The organism is Exiguobacterium sp. s121, assembly GCF_018617245.1.
GTDB classification, from domain to species: Bacteria; Bacillota; Bacilli; order Exiguobacteriales; family Exiguobacteriaceae; genus Exiguobacterium; species Exiguobacterium profundum.
On the sequence record NZ_JACSJV010000001.1, the window covers coordinates 1449292 to 1466476 of the forward strand.

Genomic DNA, 17185 nt, shown 5'->3' on the forward strand with positions numbered 1-17185 from the left:
TTACAAAATTGTATGAGCAATCTCTTCGTAAAGAAGTTGATCGACCTCATTTTGTTCGTTCAACACAGCTACTTTCGGACGATGCGTTTTTGCCTCTTCCGCTGTCATTTGACCGTAAGCCATGATGATGACAACATCACCGACCTGGAAATGACGTGCTGCCGCTCCGTTCAAACAAATCACGCCTGAACCGCGTTCCCCTTTGATGACATACGTTTCGATGCGAGCACCATTATGGTTGTTCGTAATGTGTACATGTTCATTCTCCATGATACCCACCGCATCCATCAAATCCTCATCGATTGTAATCGAACCGACGTAGTGTAAGTTTGCTTCTGTCACTGTTGCTTTATGAAGCTTTGCGTGCATAAATGTACGAATCATTGGATTCATCCCTTCTTCCAAATCACATTATCAATCAATCGGGCCCGTTCAAACTGAATGGCCACCGCTAACAAGAGTTCGGTCGAGTCGCTCGAGACGGCACCGAGCGTCGGGTAATCGACAAGCTCGACGTAATCGATTTGACTGTTCGGAATCTCGTTCAAACGTTCAGTCAGCTGTCGTTTTACTTCATCAACTTGTTGACCTGTATCGAGTGCTTCTCGCGCCATCGTCAATGCGCTGAAAATCCGACTCGCCTCTACCGTTTCGACATCTGACAAATAGACGTTTCGAGAAGATTTGGCTAGTCCTGTCTCCTCACGAATAATCGGGCAGCGTCGAATCTCGACTGGAACGAAATAATCTCGGACGTATCCTTCGATGAGTGCCACTTGTTGAGCATCCTTCAGACCGAAATAAGCACGTGTCGGTTGAACAAGGTTAAATAATTTTGAAACGATTGTCAACACACCATCAAAATGACCGGGACGACTCGCCCCACATAATACGTCCGCCCCGTGACGGACGGTCACACGCGCCATGTCAAGTGGATACATCGTCTCCGTCGTCGGATAGAACAAGACATCGACTCCCGCATCACGTGCCAACTTCTCATCCCGTTCAAAGTCGCGGGGGTAACGGTCGAGGTCTTCATTCGGTCCGAACTGTGTCGGATTGACAAAAATACTCATGACAACGACGTCATTTTCCCGTCGCGCGTTTTCAACGAGGCTCATATGTCCTTCATGCAAATATCCCATCGTGGGCACGAACCCAATCGTTTGATTCGTTGGTAAAGCACTACGTAATTCTTCGACGGTCGATACAATCTTCATCATTTTCCTCCATACAACGAGTCGAGTAACGACTCATCCATTGTGAACGTATGACGTTCTTGTGGGAAGTGACCGTTCTTCGTCTCTTCGACATAAGAGCGGATGGCATCCGTCGCCACTTCATTCACGTCTGCATACGCTTGGACAAATTTAGGGAGACGGTCCACCCCATATTTCAATACGTCATGATAGACGAGCACTTGGCCGTCGACATCTGCACCTGCACCGATTCCGATGACAGGAATCGTCAATTCTTCTGCGATCCGTTTTGCCAATTGGTGAGGGACACACTCAAGGACGAGCATCTTCGCGCCAGCACGTTCCGCAGCCAAGCTATCTTGAAGGAGTGTCTCGGCAGCCTCTAGGGACTTCCCTTGTACTTTATATCCTTCTAGGACGCCAACCGATTGAGGGGTCAACCCTAGATGGGCGACACATGGCATGCCGACTTGTGTCAAGCGGTCAATCGTATGAAGCACGTCACCGGCCCCTTCTAGTTTGATGGCATCCGCACGACCTTCTTGGAATAAGCGCGATGCTGCCTGTAACGTTCGATCGAAGTCTCCGTGATATGACGCAAACGGCATATCTACCACAACGAACGTATGTTGTGCTCCTCGGCGTACGGCTTTCGAATGATGAAGCATGTCCTCCATCGTCACCGGAATCGTCGAATCATAACCAAGTACGACCATCCCAAGTGAATCACCTACTAAGATCAAATCGACACCGGCCGATTCGGCAAGTTTGGCTGACGGATAATCATATGCCGTCAACATGACGAGCTTTTCTTGCTCGTTCATTTTTTTTAACAATGTAGTCATCGTGTGCATCTGTTTCTCCTCCTTAACGTGGAGACAGGAAAGAATAAACGCCCTCTTACACAGATGGCAAGAAGGCGCACGAAAAACAAATTCATGGTTTTCATGAGTTAGTGTCCTTCTGTCCCTGTCATAATGATCAAGGCAGACAACTGAATGTGACAGTCTGCAAGCGCGGTACACTTCAAGAATTGATAGCGTCCGACACATTAAGTATAGTCGATGGTCTCGCTTTCATCAATCATTCCACACTGCAATCTCAGCAGAATAGACCGGTTCGACCGTTCCATCCACTTCGAGTAGCAGTGCCCCTTCCTCCGAGATGCCTCGCATGACACCTGTTCGCGATGTCCGGGACACACTCAAGGTGATCGACTCATTTAAATAGGCGGCATGTTTCATCCAGTTCAAGCGAACCGGTGCAAATCCTACGTCAAGGAATCGGTCGTATTCGGTCTCGAGTTCTGCCAATAGTTCTGCCAATAACTCACTGCGATGATACCTCGTCCCGGTCTCTAAATAAAGGGAGGTCGCCCGGTGCGCCAACTCAGTCGGAATGTCATCGCCGTTGACATTCATTCCGAACCCTAAAATGACGGCTTGAATGCGGTCCCCTTCCGTTTGCATTTCCGTCAAAATGCCTCCGATTTTCTTGCCATTTAACAGTAAATCGTTAGGCCATTTGATTGTCACGTCAAGGTCCCGCGCATTCAACGCTTTCGCAAACGCACTTGCCGCCATCAAGGTCAGCTTTGATGCGTCGCGAATGGGTAATTCCGGTCTTAAAATCACACTTGCCGCGATATTGACGTGCTTCGGATTGTGCCAGTTACGACCGAGTTGTCCGCGACCGGCCGTCTGTTCCTCGCTCATGACGAGCGTCCCCTCTGGCACGTGTTGTTGCGCCAGCTCATGGGCGATTCGTTGTGTCGTGTCGATTTGGTCAAACGCATGGACGATTTGACCGAACCGTCCCTTCCGATATGACGCAAACGCTGGTTCATCGAATCGGTCACTTTGCTCAAGCAATTGGTATCCTTTTCTTGGGATCGTATGAATCGCATAACCGTCTTGCTTAAGCGTTTCGATATGTTTCCAAATAGCGGTACGTGAAATATTTAATTGACGGGCCAATTCTTGGCCACTCCATACTTCACCATCTTGTAATAGCGTCAGAACACGCCCGCGCGTTGAAGCCATCGTTTCGCCTCCTCTTTCAATACTGTCTCATGGTTCGGTAACTCGTTTAAGATGACGCGTCGTTCGAGGTCGGCTAACAGATGCTTGATCGCTTCCCCTCGTGCCCCGAGCGCTAAGGCGTCCCGGCCGTCAAATTTCAACTCTTTTCGAGACGTCATCGGGAGCGACTGTTTCAGTTCACGGCTACGGTCTTTCTCCCCGTTCATCCGGAAATAAGTGGAGAGCGTCTGTTCATCCGTCGAATAAATCCTCATCCGGTCAAGTCCCTTCTCACAGAGCAGTGCAAGCGTACGCGCCTCCCGTTTGATCGCGTTCGACCGTTTCCATGGCGATAGCCAGCTGTCATCCTGTGCATGATAGAGAAAGAGTGCCCATCCGCTGACCGCGTTCACAGGTGTCCGAGCGTCCTCTTGGACACGCTGCATCAGTTCGGTCGTCACGTTCGGTAAATAGCGATGAATGCCTAGCTCGACCATTTCACCTAGCGCTTTCTTGTATGCAGGTCCCGTCAACAGTTTCTCAAATTCGATCGCGATACGCTCCATCGCAATTTGTTCGAGCTTATGACCGAGCCCGCTCGCTGCTTCCCGCAACTCGTCATGTAAGGTGAAGTCGAGTTGTGACATGAAGCGAAGCGCACGCATGATGCGTAGCGCGTCCTCTCCGAATCGTTCAAACGGACTGCCGACTGTTCGGATGATTCGTTCTTCTAAATCATGTTGACCACCGAATAAATCGACCACTCGTCCATCATGGAACGCCATCGCGTTCATCGTGAAGTCCCTTCGTAATAAATCCTCTTCAAGCGATACCCCGAGTGCGACATGGTCCGGTCGTCTCGAATCCGAATACGATCCTTCCGAACGGAACGTCGTCACTTCGAACGGATGGTGGTCAATAATGACCGTGACGGTCCCATGTTCGATACCGGTCGGAACCGACTTCGGGAACAGCGCCATCACCTCTTCCGGGAAGAGGGACGTCGCCAAATCGATATCATCGGGCAGACTCCCGAGCACATAATCCCGAACAGCACCACCGACGATATACGCCTCGCCACCATGCTGTTCGATCGTGTCGATGATTTGTTTTGCGTATTCCCATTCCGTCATGATGTCACCACCTGTTCATACAAGCGTTCATATTCGGTCACGATATCTTGTGAGGCGAAGCGCCGAGATTTCATCAATCCGTTTTGTCGGAACCGTTCTCGAAGCTCACGATCGGTCAAGAGCCGCTCCATCGCAGAGGCGGCCTGGCTCGCATCCCCTTTAGGAACGACGAAACCATCCTCACCGTCCGTGATCACTTCCGGCAGCCCACCCGCATCGCTCACGACAGAGGGCACACCCGTCGCCATCGCCTCGAGCGCCACGAGACCGAACGCCTCCTTGTCTGATAACAGGACGTGAACGTCGCTGATTGCAAGAAGTGCGGCGACTTGTTCTTGTTTCCCGGCAAAGATGACCTGCTCTTCAAGCCCCATCTCCGTCACGAGTCGACGCATCGCACCCATAAGCGGACCATCTCCGACGAGCAATAGTTTCTTATTCGGCACATCCATCTGATCGAACGCCTCCAGGACGAGGTCGACGCGTTTGACAGGACGGAAGTTTGAAATGTGGATGGCGACCCGGTCCTCATCCGACAAGCCGTACCGTTCCCGTAATGTCGGGTCGAATTGAGGCGTATACACCGATTCATCGATGAAGTTATGGATGACTTGGATCGGCAAATCACTGGCAATCCGCTCTTCTGTCTCCCGTTTCAAACTATGAGAGACCGCCGTGATCGCGTTCGATTGACGCAGCCCGTATAGAATGGCCGGTTTCAGTTCCTCGTCCTCACCGAGTACGGTGATATCGGTACCATGTAACGTCGACACGATCGGGGTCTTCACACCCGCCATCTCACGACCAAGCGCAGCACAAACGGCATGCGGTACGGCATAGTGTGCATGGATGACATCGAGACCGAACGATTGGATGACACTCGCAATCTTCGCTGACAATGTCATATCATACGGCGGATAACGAAAGACGGAATATTGATTGATTTCGACTTGATGGAACGTAATATTTGGGTGATAGGCGTTCAAACGAAACGGCATGCTGCTCGTGATAAAATGGACATCATGCCCACGGTCCGCAAGCTTCATCCCGAGCTCTGTCGCTAAAATCCCAGAGCCTCCGACAGATGGATAACAAAGAATCCCAATCCGATACGTCATGCGAGTTCACCTGCCTGTTTTACGACATATGGTCGAACGCGCTTCAACCCTTCCGCATAGGCGACTCCAATCAAGCTCCCAAAATGGCGTTCACGGGCGATGACCCGTTCCACATATGCATCGGTGAGCGGTGTCTTTACTCCATCGACCGGAGTGAACTGACTCGCGTAACATTGAAGCGCCCGTGTCTTCACTTCGATCGTGTCACTAATATCCACGCACACATCCGGTTCGACGTGAGCATTGATCATATATTGGTACACACTTTCAGGACGATATGCCTCGAGTTCGGGTAAGTACTTTCGGATCCCGGCATTAAACAGCGCCTCTGTCACGAGATGGGCGCAGGCTGCATGGTCAGGATGACGGTCGACCTCATATGGATAGAGCAAGTGGGTTGGGCGCTCACGGCGAATCAAGGAGACGATTGCCTCGAGCTGCTCTTCTCCCCCGTCAATCCCACGGTCTTTAAATCCTAGATTGATTCGACGGACACCAAGCACGTCATCAGCCGCACTTGCCTCCTGTCGTCTCGTTTCTACATCACCATTTGAAGAAAGTTCCGCTCTCGTCAAATCGACGTATACGACCTCAGTCTTCTCTTTCGTCCATTGGGCGGTCATGCCGGCGATCCCGATTTCGATATCGTCCGGATGTGCCCCGATGGCTACTACTTTCATCTACATCACCTCTTCTTTGAAAAGTATAGCCGACTCGTTTCTGAATGTCATATGTTCAGGGTAGTCAATCGAACTGTTTTTCGAGTACTCTATCTAAGGGGAGGTGAACCTGATGACGGTACAATTACCGATTCGTGTTCGAAATATTATTTTTATCTTAATAGGTTCTTTTATTTTTGCATTCGGCGTTTATCACTTCAACGTCCAAAATAATTTGGCCGAGGGTGGGTTCACCGGGATCACATTGATTCTCCGCGGACTATTTGATATCTCACCTTCTGTCACGAACTTGGCACTAAACATCCCGCTCTTTTTCATGAGTTACAAGTTGTTAGGTCGCACGACCTTCATCTATACGCTCATCGGGACGTTTTCCTTTTCACTTTGGTACGCACTCATCGCCAAGTATTCGACGCTCGTCATCGACTTGACAGATGACATGGTGCTCGCAAGTCTGTTCGCCGGGCTCTTCATCGGGGTCGGTCTTGGCATCATCTTCAACAATGGCGGGACGACGGGCGGCGTCGATATCATCGCACGACTCGTACAACGCTATTTCGGATGGTCGATTGGGAAGACGTTTCTCATCTTTGACTTCTTTGTCATCGTCCTCAGTTTGACATACCTCGACATTCGTGAGGCGATGTACACGCTTCTCGCCGTCTATATCGGGGCACGCGTCATCGACTCGATGCAAGAAGGAACGTATGCCGGTAAAGCGGCGATGATCATCAGTGACCACCGCACTGCTATCGCCGACGGTATTCATGCGACGATGAACCGCGGCACGACCCGACTGCTCGCGAAAGGCGGTTATTCGAACCGAGAACTCGAGGTCTTATATGTCGTCGTCGGCCGTAACGAAGTGAACCGTTTGAAGACAATCGTCAAACAAATCGACCCGCATGCGTTCGTCACGTTCCATCACGTGTATGAAGTCGGAGGCGAAGGGTTTACGTTCGATGAAAATCGGATGCCTTTGAAATAAGCAAAAAAATCGCCTCGTTCACAGGGATGAACGGGCGATTTTTTATGGTTCGATGTGGAGCACCTCGACTTGAATCGTACCTCCCGGCGTTTCGATTTGAATTGTTTGACCAATTGTCGCACCCATCAAACGACGACCGAGTGGCGATGTCACGGATATGCTTCCTCGTTCTATATCCGCTTCTGCCTCACTCACGATTCGATAGCGCTCGGTCTCTTCTTGTTGCATTTCCCGAATCACGACCTGATTTCCGAACGTCACGACTTCCGAACGTTCCGATATAACGATGATCGCGTCATCAAGGAGGTGATTCAGTTCTAAAATATCCGCCTCGATCCGTTCATATTCATGTACCGCTTCACGATAGGTAACGTCTTCACGGAAATCACAAAATTTTCGAGCCGTCCTTATCCGTTCACGCGCATCCGTTCGCTCTTTTTTTAGCCTCACAAGTCGATTTGTCAATTGGTGATGACCTGTATCTGTCAGTTGCGGTTTCATTGACAACAATTCCTTTCGTCAAAAAATTAAAAAATCCCGCCTACCGACGGGATTCCATTCAATCCTATTCATCACGCGGCATAAAGACGATGAGTGCCAAGCGAATAAGTTCGGCAACCGCAACGAGCGTTGCAGCGACGTAAGTCCAAGCCGCGGCATTCAACACTTTCCGTGCACCTGTCTCTTCTGTCGCCGTCACGATTCCGTGAGACGTCAATTGCGCCATCGCTCGTTTCGATGCATCGAACTCGACCGGTAACGTGATCAACTGGAACACGACCGCCCCGAGCATCATGATGACACCGAGTTGAGCCAACCCGAGTGCCCCGAATAAGAATCCTCCGAGCAACAATGGGAACGACAAGTTCGACGTGATGTTGACGACCGGAACAAGGCTGTGGCGGACGCGCATCATCTTATAGTCTGTCGCATCTTGAATGACGTGACCGATCTCGTGCGCAGCAATCGCGGCAGACGAGATTGTCGACCCTTGATACACTTCGCGAGACAAACGAACGACTTTATTGACCGGGTCATAGTGGTCGCTCATGAGTCCGTCGACCATTTCGATTCTCACGTTGTGCACACCGTTTTGTTTCATGATGAAATCAGCGACTTGTGCACCTGTGACACCGCTTTGGAGCGGTTGTTTCAAAAACTGCTTATACGTACTTTTCACTCGCATCTGGGCCCATAGGGGGATGAGCATGATCAGTGCAAGATAGAAAATATAGCCACCTAATGACATTTTCTATTTCACCTCTGCATGTATTTGATAATTTGATTTTACATTCTTATGACCTTATTTTCAAGCGATGGACGTAGGACGAAGGCATATCCCATAAAAAAACATAATCCTGTCAACCAAAAGGAGCCGTAGCCGATCCACATGATGTGTTCTGCCAGTGACGGATAACGTGGCCATTGACCGAGTACATAATCGACGACGTCATTATGAATTACCCAAATCAGCGTACATACAAACGAGGTGACCGTCCATTTCATGAATGGCGCGTAGATGAGCGCCTGTAAGGCCATTGCACCGTGAGAGACCATCAACATGACGGCCATCAAGATGGTCAAGGTCGGCGCATCCGGTGGTAACGTGCCCAAATACATGATGTTCATAATCACGGCCCAGACCCCGTATTTAATCAACGTGATGAAGGCCAGCGTCTCGAACAACGGAGAGCGCTTGTTAGCTAACCAAAGTCCGAGGACAATCGTAAAGAAGAATGATGCTGTCGGACTATCCGGTACGAACAGCCAATAGATGTACGGTGTGTCACGTAATTGAGGCTCGTACCAGATATACCCGTAAATCGTCCCTCCCAAGTTGATGATCAATAGAATAGTCAATACAATCCGATGCATCAAGAACGGTTTTAAAAACATGGGGTTCATTGTCTCAATCCTTTTTCTTCAGTTTATCGTATGCGTCGTGCAGAAGTAAAAAAGTGTAGCCCGATATTCAGGCTACACTTGATGACTTACTTGTTATTTTCGCCGCCTTCACCGTATGAAGCGATGAACTCAGACATGGCTTGGAGATCTTCATCTGAACCATCCCACTGACCAGCTGGCATCGTACCTACACCGTTGACCGCGATTTCCGCGATTTCTTCAGCCGTATACTGTGTGCCGACGAGTGCTGGAGCCGCTGCTCCACCTTCTAGGTTTTGACCGTGACAGTTGACGCAAGATTGAGCTGAATAAATCTCATATCCTGGAGCCGCTGTATCGATTTCAGGACCTTCACCTGGAATTTGAAGCTCACCTTGTGCATGGACTTGATCCCAGTGTGTCGTTTGAACAGATTCCCAAGTCAAGTAGAAGACCGAGAGAATTCCAAGTAACATGAAACTGATCGCGACTGGACGTTTCGCCGGTCGACGCTCGAGACCTTGGTCAAGCCATGGTGCAACGAGAAGTGCCGTGAACGCCAAGCCTGGAATAATGACTGTACCAAGTAAGATCCAGTCCCCAGCAGCGAATTGATATTTGAGTAATTGATACAAGAACAAGAAATACCAGTCCGGCAACGGAATGTATGACGTGTTCGTTGGATCGGCGATATTTTGAAGCGGTGGTGCTTCGACAATTGTCAAAGCGATGAATCCGATCAAGAAGACCGATCCTACCATCCACTCTTTAAGCAAGAAGTTCGGCCAGAACGCCTCTGTGCGTCCTGGGTATTCTGAATAGTCTTTTGCAATGTTTTGTTTCCGATTCGAGATTCCTACTCGAGAGTCGGTTACAAATTTCATCCCTTTACCGCGATGCATATCGTTTCTCCTCCTTTTTCTCCTCGAATCGGCTTATAGCGGTCCAGAAACCCCTTGTTTACGAATCATCAAGAAGTGGGCTCCCAACAGTCCGAACAATGCCGCCGGTAAGAAGAAGACGTGAATTGCGAAGAATCGTGCGAGTGTGCTCGCCCCGACAATCTCACCACCAGCGAGAAGTGTCTTCGCAATACCACCGATAACCGGTACACTTTCAGCGATTTGAAGCGTAACTTTCGTTGCGAACAATGCCTTCATGTCCCATGGAAGCAAGTATCCTGTGAGTCCGAGCGCCAAGACGACGAAGAACAAGAGAACACCAACGACCCAGTTGAGCTCACGTGGCTTCTTATACGATCCCGTGAAGAACACGCGGAGCGTATGTAAGAATAACATGACGATCGCTACAGATGCGCCCCAGTGGTGCATCCCACGAACGATTTGTCCGTGTGCGATTTCATTTTGCAAATAATACACCGACGCGTGCGCGTTGATGATATCTGGTACGTAATACATCGTCAAGAACATCCCTGAAAGGATCTGGATGACGATTGTAAAGAACGTCAAACCGCCAAAACAATAGACAAATGCAGAGAAGTGATGAGCAGGGTTGACGTGTTCCGGTACTTCATGGTCTGCGATATCGCGCCAGAGCGGTGTGATGTCTACGCGTTCATCGACCCAGTCATAAATTTTTTGTAACATCGGCTAGTTCCCCCTCTCATTACTGAGCGACTGGACTACCTAAATATAGGAAGCCGTCTTTTTCTTCTTTTTCATAACGTGCAAGTGGTGCTGTCGGCGGTGTACCTGGAATGTTCGTTCCATCTTTTTCGTAACGTCCCAAGTGACACGGACAGAAGAATTCTTGTGGACGAGTCGGATCACCAGCGAATGCTACCTGACAGCCAAGGTGTGTACAAATCGGAGAAAGTGCGATGATCTCGCCACTATCTGTTTTGTAAACCCATGCTGAAAGCGTTTCTTCAAATTCATACCAAGCATCTTGTGTTTGTTTCTTAAAGTCGACACGTTGCGGCTCAGTCGTGATGTCATCAAGACTCATTACTTTTACTTTGTCGCCTGCACCAGTTTTTTTCAAAACCGGATCGATCGCAAAGTTGACCATCGGACTGATCAATGTTGCCGCCATAAAGCCACCTACTCCAGTCAGTGTGTACGTTAAGAACTGACGGCGCGTGACTTTTGACCCATTTTGAGCCATTTCGTTCCCCCCTCATTCGTGTGCATAACCCCATAATTCTTTATGCATTCTTCACAAAAATTTCTCACTCAACAAAATAGTATATCAATAAAACCTCTACGTCAACCGCTTCATGTCGCCATCCAACGGCTCGAAAGTTCCGTGATGACTTGTGTCGCAAAATTCTGGACCATCGTGTGCGCTTGATCGCTTGACATCGATCCAAGCGCGAGCGGTGGTACGAACAAAACCGGCAAATCAAATGCTTTGAAACGGACGTCTGACGCGATAAACAATACGTGAGAAAATCCAGATGAATTTGCTTTCGCCACCACATCCTGCGCCAATTTCACACCAGCTTCCACATCGGTGTAACTGATGGTCGGGCTGAGCATCGTTCGACCAGATAATTGACGTTCTGTCTCGGACGTGACGGCATGAATCACTTCATAGCTTTCGGCTTTGCGAACCATATCCTCACCAAACGCCAATTCTGCGAGCGGAACGATGAGCGTATCGACGTATTGTCGTTCGGCAATCGAGCGGAGTGCCCCTTGACTATCGAACCTCATCTTTTCCCTCCTCTCCTTCATATCTCATCATGTCTATTGTAGCGTACATGACTTCGCTCACCTTTCAAAGTTATGAACGAACTGTGAAATAATTGTGTATTCCTACGTAATTAATATACCAAAAAACAAGCGCCTACCGGAACGGAAGCGCTTGTTTTTTTCAAAATAATTTAGATGATCGCACTTGATGAAGTTGAGTCGTCAGATTACGAAATAAATTTTCGTCCCGTCGATCGAGCGCCTTATCGATTTCAATCAGCAATCGTTCTTCTTCAAATTGAGCAACCGATGCTTGAATGATCGTTTGAGCAGAAGACGAGACTTCATCTCTCACTTCTGCCACCGGTTCAAACGGATTCTGCTCGACGATGTCGACCCAGTTCTCATCGATCATCATGCCTTGAAAATTTAACTCTACATAGATTGGCCCATCGTGTAGACGGATGTCATGATAAGCCTTCTCAGGATTCATGGTCACAAGGTCTCCCCGTCGGTATCGAAACGGTTCACCGTCAAACCCGTACGCTGTCATCACGAGACTACGTGGTGAGACCGAAGCGTTTGTCACGAAATGAACGTTGCCAAGCTTTTCAGGATGTCTTAACCAATAGTCAAGAATCCACTTTGCTTCACGTTTCCGAAGCGTATGATGAGCGACGAATCGCTTCAAAAAATTACGTTTCCGCTCGACCATCTGACCTCATTCCCTTCCCTTATTCATTCTACGTCATCAGACAATTGTTCGAGCTGTTCTTCGAGCGCTTGGCGAACATCGAGGTCGACCACCAATGCAAGCGATTGCTCGACCACACGTCGCGCGTCTTGTCTACGACCTTCCTCTATTAACAGTGTAGCCCATTCCGTCACAAATGACACGTCCTCTTTCATCATCGGTTCAATTGAGGCATATAGACTGACCGCTTCGTCGTACGCTTCGAGCTCATATTTCGCCTTCGCCTTGTACCATGTCATGAGCGGCGACGTCGTATGATCTTCGAGTGCATCGATGGTTTCGAGAACATCATCGAATTCTCCTGCTTCAAATAAAATCGACAAGAGCAATTCGGTCGCTTGTAACGACTCTGGATTTAACACGAGCGCCTCACGTAGTTCTTTAATGGCACCGTCCCGATTTCCGAGTTTGAGAAGCAGCCTTGCTTTAACGTGCCGCAGTTCATCATTATAATCGTCGCGCGTGATGCCTTGATCGACGATCTCAATGGCCTCTTCCGTTTGCCCGATTGCATCGAGTGCCTCGGTATAAGGCAAGTAGAGCGACGTGAAGTCTGGGTCCATCGCCTGAAGCTCTTTGAACTGCTTGATCGCAACTTCCTCACGTCCGATCCGATGAGCCGTCATCGCATGACCGAAGACGGTGTTCAAATCGCGATGTGTGGCCCGCTCGTATTCCTCGAGCGCCTCTTCAAACGATCCGACCATCGTGAGGGCCTCCGCGTAATCCGCTTGATAGTCGATTTCAGCCGGCAACTTCATCTTCGGAAGACGCGCATAAAGTGGAATGGCTTGTTCAAATGAACCGGTCGAGGCATACAATTCAGCCAATCCATAGATGAGTAAAGGTTCATCCGGATTTTTCTCGAGCGCCTCCATCAGTTTCTTCACTGCCACTTCATCCAATCCTTGCGATTGATACAGGTCAGCGAGGAGGACGAGGCTCCTCACTTGCGTATCTGCGTCATCCGATTTGATTTTTTCAAGCACGGCAATCGCTTCCTCTTCACGGTCACTATCTAAATACGCTTCCGCCAGTGATAAGGCGACATTCGGGTCTCCCTCATAGTCGACGTATAGCTTTGAGAGAACAGCTGTCGCCCGGTCGGCAAGACCTAACTCTAAATAGAGGTCGGCGATGGCTAAACGGTCATCATCCGACCCTTCCTTCTCAAGTTCTTCTAGATGCATGAGTGCATGTTCCGTCTCACCTGACTCAAGCATCTCGATTATATGTGTTAAAGCTGATTCATCTAGCATGGTTCGTCCTCCTGGGCTTCGGTTTGTCGTTATTCTATCTTACGTTGAACCCGTTGTAAATCTTCACGGAATCGAGGATAACTGACATCGGATGCCTCGATCCCCTCGATGTGAACGGCTTCATCGGTCATGAGTGACGCAATCTGTAACATCATGGACAAGCGATGGTCTCCGTAAGTCGAGACATCTCCTCCATGAAGGCGACTCGGATTGACGATGAATCCGTCCTCAGTGCCGACGATGTCCACACCTAACTTCCGTAGTTCCGAGACGACCACGTCAATCCGGTCAGTTTCTTTCACGCGCAGTTCCGCTGCGTCTTTCACGATGGACGGTGAATTCGCTTGAGATGCGACGAGTGCGAACAGTGGTAATTCATCAATCTGTGAAGGAATTAAATCCTTTTCGACGACTGTGCCGGTTAGCTCACTCGTCGTGACCGTGACGTCTCCGACTCGTTCTTCACCGACCAATCGTTCGTTCGAAATGACGACATTCGCACCCATCCGTTCGAGCGTACGTAAAAATCCAATCCGTGTCTCATTCAAACAGACGTCCTTCGTCATAACTGAACTATCTGCCACCATGGCCGCCCCTGCCCAGAAAAATGCAGCCGATGACGGGTCTGCCGGTACGTCGACCGTACATCCTGTCAATGACGAGGGTTCGACACGGATGACGCGTAACCCTTCCTCGTTTACAATCGATAGCTTCGCACCAAACAGGGGCAACATGCGCTCGGTATGGTCACGTGACAACATCGGTTCTCGAACAATCGTTGTACCCGAGGCATGTAAGCCCGCGAGCAGGACGGCCGACTTCACTTGGGCGCTTGCGACCGGTAACGTATAGTCAATGGATCGAAGCGTCGTTCCTTCGATGACGAGAGGCGCCATATCCCCTGTCACGTGTGCGCCCATGTTTCGTAAAGGCTCAGTAACGCGTCGCATCGGACGCCGGGATAACGATTCATCGCCTACGAGTTCAAACGACCCATTATAGCTGGACAAGAGACCGATCAGTAGGCGCATCGTCGTACCTGAATTCCCACAGTCTAGACGTGCCGAGCGCGGAGACGCAGTCCCCTTAATGACTAGTTCGTCTTGCAGTTCTGTCACGTCGGCTCCAAGTGATCGAATCACCTCGAGCGTCGAACGACAATCGGCACCGAGGAGTGGATTCCGCACGTGCGTCGTCCCGTTCGCCATCATCCCGAATAACAGTGCCCGATGTGTGATGGATTTATCACTCGGTACACGGATAGAACCGTTTAAACTCATCGTTCCCACCATCCTTTCATCTGTTCAAACGTATGTCGAAGATGTTCGAGCTGTACCGACTCCACAGTGATCGTTTCACGAAGTAACACAAAACGAATTACACCATGTCGGTTCTTTTTATCCAGCATCATTTTTTCCACGTAGTGGTCGAATGGTTGCCAATCGATTGGCGTGACGTCGTTCGAACGCATCCAATTGAACAATCGCTTCGCTCGAACTTCATCTCCTGACACGAGGAAAGCGAACACCATCCCATGTAAAACCGCTTCCCCATGTGGGATACGATAGGCTTCCACCGATTCAAGGGCATGACCGAACGTATGCCCGAAGTTAAGCCAAGCACGAATGCCTTGTTCTCGCTCGTCCGTCTCGACAATGGTTTGTTTCACTCGAATCCCACGGGCAAGCCACGACACCCAATCCAATCGCTCATTCTCGTTCAAGTCCAAAAACAAGTCGTCCTCGAAAGAAGATTCGAGGACGTAACGTGATAAGTACGCATGTTTCAATAACTCACCGAGACCGCTTCGCACTTCCTGGACGGGCAAGGTATTCAGTCGACTGACGTTGTAATAGACGCCTGACGGTTGATAGAATGAACCGATTGCATTTTTCGCAAAGGGGTGATTGACTGCCACTTTGCCTCCGACAGCCGAATCGTGAGCCAAAATCGTCGTTGGCACTTGTATGTATGGAACGCCTCGCATGTAGACACTTGCTAGAAAACCAGCCAAGTCGCCGATCATTCCACCGCCAAAGGCGACAATCAGTGTTTGGCGGTCACATCCGTGGCGCAACCCTTCTGCGACAAGCTGCTCGAGCTGAGATAGCGATTTCGACGCATCACCTGCTTCGACGACGGACGAAACGACGTGGGAATGGGTCAGATTCAACGTAGAACGGAACGACTCTCCGTAAAGAGACTCGACATGTTTATCCGTAACGACCCATAGCATCGAATAACTGGACCAATCAACTGAATCGATCCAACGATCCTGATTGTCCAAGACGACTTCGTATGGGGTCGATGCTGAGATTGAAATCGTTACCATACTCGCAACTCCTCCCGATACTCATCGACCCGATGTTTGATTCGTTCCATCGTGTCGTGCCCGAACGTCTCACAAACTTCCTTCGCGACTTCAAATGCGATGACTGCCTCAACGACGAGGGAAGCGGCAGGCACAGCGCACGAGTCACTCCGCTCGATTTGAGCTAAAAACGCCTCTTTCGTATCGATATCGACCGATTGTAAGGGTTTATAGAGCGTAGGAATGGGTTTCATGACGGCTGAACAAAGGATTGGCATCCCCGTAGTCATGCCCCCCTCAAATCCACCGAGATGGTTACTGAGTCGCGTATACCCATCATCCCCGTATGCGATCGGGTCCATCACTTCAGAACCCGGACGATACGCCATTTCAAACCCTTCACCGAATTCAACACCTTTAAATGCGTTGACACTCATGACCGCTTGTGCGATTTTCGCATCCAGTTTACGGTCGTACTGCACATACGAGCCAAGTCCCGGTACAACACCATGTACTTCTGTACACACGATTCCACCAATCGAGTCTCCATTTGCCTTGGCCTCATCGATTCGACGCATCATCCGCAACGCGGCCTCTTCATCTAACGTACGTACCGGTGAGGCATCAACGACCGCTTGTGCTTCTTGAAGCGAATCAAATGTGCACGACTCCGCCCGTTCCCCACCAATCACTTTGACATAACTAAAGAGGGATACCCCGATTTGTTGAAGGAGTTGCTTACAGAAAGCCCCGACCGCTACACGAGCCGCTGTTTCTCGTGCGCTTGAGCGCTCCAATACGTCACGTAAGTCTCGATGGTCGTATTTCATCCCACCGACCAGGTCAGCATGTCCAGGTCTCGGTCGAGAGACGCGGCGTTTCACTTCGATATCGCTCTCAATCGGTTCAGCCTGCATGACGTGTTTCCAATGCGTATGGTCTTTATTCTCAATCCAAAATGTGATGGGTGCACCTGTGGTCACGCCATGCCGTATGCCCGAGCGAACTTCTACCTGGTCGGACTCGATTTGCATGCGGCGCCCTCTACCGTAACCCGATTGACGTTTTTTTAACTCTGCATTGATTTGAGAAATATCTATAGAGAGTCCGGCCGGGGCCCCTTCAATGATGACCGTCAGACCGGGACCATGTGATTCACCAGCTGTCAAATAACGCATCCG

Annotated in this window: 20 protein-coding genes; 1 reads left to right on the top strand and 19 read right to left on the bottom strand. The window is 49.8% G+C overall.

Annotated features, from left to right (window positions below):
- The 7 genes from panD to bshB1 all read right to left on the bottom strand — a co-directional run bounded on the left by panD (nucleotide 1) and on the right by bshB1 (nucleotide 6151).
- The gene (panD, locus tag KOG47_RS07455) at nucleotides 1-384 is read right to left on the bottom strand and encodes an aspartate 1-decarboxylase (RefSeq protein ID WP_015881490.1); all 384 of its coding nucleotides are present in this window, start codon (nucleotides 382-384) and stop codon (nucleotides 1-3) included.
- 5 nt (nucleotides 385-389) lie between these two features.
- On the bottom strand, nucleotides 390-1220 hold the full coding sequence (gene panC, locus KOG47_RS07460) for a pantoate--beta-alanine ligase (protein WP_215244027.1): 831 nt from the start codon (nucleotides 1218-1220) through the stop codon (nucleotides 390-392).
- On the bottom strand, nucleotides 1220-2053 hold the full coding sequence (panB, locus tag KOG47_RS07465; protein ID WP_215244028.1) for a 3-methyl-2-oxobutanoate hydroxymethyltransferase: 834 nt from the start codon (nucleotides 2051-2053) through the stop codon (nucleotides 1220-1222). Before panB ends, panC begins: the two co-directional genes overlap by 1 nt.
- Nucleotides 2054-2278: 225 nt before the next feature.
- On the bottom strand, nucleotides 2279-3241 hold the full coding sequence (locus tag KOG47_RS07470) for a biotin--[acetyl-CoA-carboxylase] ligase (RefSeq protein WP_074037172.1): 963 nt from the start codon (nucleotides 3239-3241) through the stop codon (nucleotides 2279-2281).
- The gene (locus KOG47_RS07475) at nucleotides 3214-4353 is read right to left on the bottom strand and encodes a CCA tRNA nucleotidyltransferase (protein WP_215244029.1); all 1140 of its coding nucleotides are present in this window, start codon (nucleotides 4351-4353) and stop codon (nucleotides 3214-3216) included. The genes KOG47_RS07470 and KOG47_RS07475 overlap by 28 nt, the downstream gene beginning before the upstream one ends.
- A complete protein-coding gene (bshA, locus tag KOG47_RS07480; RefSeq protein ID WP_215244030.1) occupies nucleotides 4350-5471 on the bottom strand; it encodes an N-acetyl-alpha-D-glucosaminyl L-malate synthase BshA in 1122 nt (373 codons plus the stop codon). Before bshA ends, KOG47_RS07475 begins: the two co-directional genes overlap by 4 nt.
- The gene (bshB1, locus tag KOG47_RS07485) at nucleotides 5468-6151 is read right to left on the bottom strand and encodes a bacillithiol biosynthesis deacetylase BshB1 (RefSeq protein WP_015881484.1); all 684 of its coding nucleotides are present in this window, start codon (nucleotides 6149-6151) and stop codon (nucleotides 5468-5470) included. The genes bshA and bshB1 overlap by 4 nt, the downstream gene beginning before the upstream one ends.
- A 112-nt stretch (nucleotides 6152-6263) precedes the next feature.
- Here bshB1 and KOG47_RS07490 point away from each other — a divergent pair, with 112 nt between their 5' ends.
- Complete coding sequence (locus tag KOG47_RS07490; RefSeq protein ID WP_026826157.1) at nucleotides 6264-7139, top strand: YitT family protein; 876 nt, start codon at nucleotides 6264-6266, stop codon at nucleotides 7137-7139.
- A gap of 42 nt (nucleotides 7140-7181) precedes the next feature.
- On the opposite strand, the gene KOG47_RS07495 is transcribed toward KOG47_RS07490, so the two are convergent.
- The 12 genes from KOG47_RS07495 to aroC all read right to left on the bottom strand — a co-directional run bounded on the left by KOG47_RS07495 (nucleotide 7182) and on the right by aroC (nucleotide 17182).
- On the bottom strand, nucleotides 7182-7640 hold the full coding sequence (locus KOG47_RS07495; protein WP_215244031.1) for a GreA/GreB family elongation factor: 459 nt from the start codon (nucleotides 7638-7640) through the stop codon (nucleotides 7182-7184).
- Between the two features lie 64 nt (nucleotides 7641-7704).
- Entirely contained in the window at nucleotides 7705-8388 is a 684-nt protein-coding gene (locus KOG47_RS07500) for a zinc metallopeptidase (protein WP_074037177.1), read from the bottom strand.
- Nucleotides 8389-8426: 38 nt separating this feature from the next.
- The gene (locus KOG47_RS07505; protein ID WP_159562134.1) at nucleotides 8427-9044 is read right to left on the bottom strand and encodes a DUF1405 domain-containing protein; all 618 of its coding nucleotides are present in this window, start codon (nucleotides 9042-9044) and stop codon (nucleotides 8427-8429) included.
- An 86-nt stretch (nucleotides 9045-9130) separates the two neighbouring features.
- Nucleotides 9131-9925: a menaquinol-cytochrome c reductase cytochrome b/c subunit gene (locus KOG47_RS07510; RefSeq protein ID WP_015881479.1), complete on the bottom strand. Its 795-nt coding sequence runs from the start codon at nucleotides 9923-9925 to the stop codon at nucleotides 9131-9133.
- Nucleotides 9926-9958: 33 nt separating this feature from the next.
- Nucleotides 9959-10630: a menaquinol-cytochrome c reductase cytochrome b subunit gene (qcrB, locus tag KOG47_RS07515; RefSeq protein WP_015881478.1), complete on the bottom strand. Its 672-nt coding sequence runs from the start codon at nucleotides 10628-10630 to the stop codon at nucleotides 9959-9961.
- A 19-nt stretch (nucleotides 10631-10649) separates the two neighbouring features.
- Nucleotides 10650-11150: a QcrA and Rieske domain-containing protein gene (locus tag KOG47_RS07520; protein WP_159562133.1), complete on the bottom strand. Its 501-nt coding sequence runs from the start codon at nucleotides 11148-11150 to the stop codon at nucleotides 10650-10652.
- A 110-nt stretch (nucleotides 11151-11260) separates the two neighbouring features.
- Nucleotides 11261-11701: a DUF2487 family protein gene (locus KOG47_RS07525; protein WP_215244032.1), complete on the bottom strand. Its 441-nt coding sequence runs from the start codon at nucleotides 11699-11701 to the stop codon at nucleotides 11261-11263.
- Between the two features lie 160 nt (nucleotides 11702-11861).
- Nucleotides 11862-12395 carry a ReoY family proteolytic degradation factor gene (locus KOG47_RS07530; protein ID WP_159562132.1) on the bottom strand — a complete coding sequence of 178 codons (534 nt, stop codon included), beginning with the start codon at nucleotides 12393-12395 and terminating at the stop codon, nucleotides 11862-11864.
- A 23-nt stretch (nucleotides 12396-12418) separates the two neighbouring features.
- Nucleotides 12419-13693, bottom strand: coding sequence for a tetratricopeptide repeat protein (locus KOG47_RS07535; RefSeq protein ID WP_215244033.1), 1275 nt, complete (start codon nucleotides 13691-13693; stop codon nucleotides 12419-12421).
- Between the two features lie 29 nt (nucleotides 13694-13722).
- The gene (gene aroA / locus KOG47_RS07540) at nucleotides 13723-14973 is read right to left on the bottom strand and encodes a 3-phosphoshikimate 1-carboxyvinyltransferase (RefSeq protein WP_215244034.1); all 1251 of its coding nucleotides are present in this window, start codon (nucleotides 14971-14973) and stop codon (nucleotides 13723-13725) included.
- A complete protein-coding gene (locus tag KOG47_RS07545) occupies nucleotides 14970-16025 on the bottom strand; it encodes a 3-dehydroquinate synthase (RefSeq protein ID WP_215244035.1) in 1056 nt (351 codons plus the stop codon). The genes aroA and KOG47_RS07545 overlap by 4 nt, the downstream gene beginning before the upstream one ends.
- Nucleotides 16019-17182, bottom strand: a complete 1164-nt coding sequence (gene aroC / locus KOG47_RS07550; RefSeq protein ID WP_074037184.1) for a chorismate synthase — start codon at nucleotides 17180-17182, stop codon at nucleotides 16019-16021. The genes KOG47_RS07545 and aroC overlap by 7 nt, the downstream gene beginning before the upstream one ends.
- Nucleotides 17183-17185: the final 3 nt, after the last annotated feature.

Bases quoted from the DNA above. Each gene is read 5' to 3' on its own strand.
- panD (WP_015881490.1), bottom strand. From the start codon at position 384: ATGATTCGTACATTTATGCACGCAAAGCTTCATAAAGCAACAGTGACA.
- panC (WP_215244027.1), bottom strand. From the start codon at position 1,220: ATGAAGATTGTATCGACCGTCGAAGAATTACGTAGTGCTTTACCAACG.
- panB (WP_215244028.1), bottom strand. From the start codon at position 2,053: ATGCACACGATGACTACATTGTTAAAAAAAATGAACGAGCAAGAAAAG.
- KOG47_RS07470 (WP_074037172.1), bottom strand. From the start codon at position 3,241: ATGGCTTCAACGCGCGGGCGTGTTCTGACGCTATTACAAGATGGTGAA.
- KOG47_RS07475 (WP_215244029.1), bottom strand. From the start codon at position 4,353: ATGACGGAATGGGAATACGCAAAACAAATCATCGACACGATCGAACAG.
- bshA (WP_215244030.1), bottom strand. From the start codon at position 5,471: ATGACGTATCGGATTGGGATTCTTTGTTATCCATCTGTCGGAGGCTCT.
- bshB1 (WP_015881484.1), bottom strand. From the start codon at position 6,151: ATGAAAGTAGTAGCCATCGGGGCACATCCGGACGATATCGAAATCGGG.
- KOG47_RS07490 (WP_026826157.1), top strand. From the start codon at position 6,264: ATGACGGTACAATTACCGATTCGTGTTCGAAATATTATTTTTATCTTA.
- KOG47_RS07495 (WP_215244031.1), bottom strand. From the start codon at position 7,640: ATGAAACCGCAACTGACAGATACAGGTCATCACCAATTGACAAATCGA.
- KOG47_RS07500 (WP_074037177.1), bottom strand. From the start codon at position 8,388: ATGTCATTAGGTGGCTATATTTTCTATCTTGCACTGATCATGCTCATC.
- KOG47_RS07505 (WP_159562134.1), bottom strand. From the start codon at position 9,044: ATGAACCCCATGTTTTTAAAACCGTTCTTGATGCATCGGATTGTATTG.
- KOG47_RS07510 (WP_015881479.1), bottom strand. From the start codon at position 9,925: ATGCATCGCGGTAAAGGGATGAAATTTGTAACCGACTCTCGAGTAGGA.
- qcrB (WP_015881478.1), bottom strand. From the start codon at position 10,630: ATGTTACAAAAAATTTATGACTGGGTCGATGAACGCGTAGACATCACA.
- KOG47_RS07520 (WP_159562133.1), bottom strand. From the start codon at position 11,150: ATGGCTCAAAATGGGTCAAAAGTCACGCGCCGTCAGTTCTTAACGTAC.
- KOG47_RS07525 (WP_215244032.1), bottom strand. From the start codon at position 11,701: ATGAGGTTCGATAGTCAAGGGGCACTCCGCTCGATTGCCGAACGACAA.
- KOG47_RS07530 (WP_159562132.1), bottom strand. From the start codon at position 12,395: ATGGTCGAGCGGAAACGTAATTTTTTGAAGCGATTCGTCGCTCATCAT.
- KOG47_RS07535 (WP_215244033.1), bottom strand. From the start codon at position 13,693: ATGCTAGATGAATCAGCTTTAACACATATAATCGAGATGCTTGAGTCA.
- aroA (WP_215244034.1), bottom strand. From the start codon at position 14,973: ATGAGTTTAAACGGTTCTATCCGTGTACCGAGTGATAAATCCATCACA.
- KOG47_RS07545 (WP_215244035.1), bottom strand. From the start codon at position 16,025: ATGGTAACGATTTCAATCTCAGCATCGACCCCATACGAAGTCGTCTTG.
- aroC (WP_074037184.1), bottom strand. From the start codon at position 17,182: ATGCGTTATTTGACAGCTGGTGAATCACATGGTCCCGGTCTGACGGTC.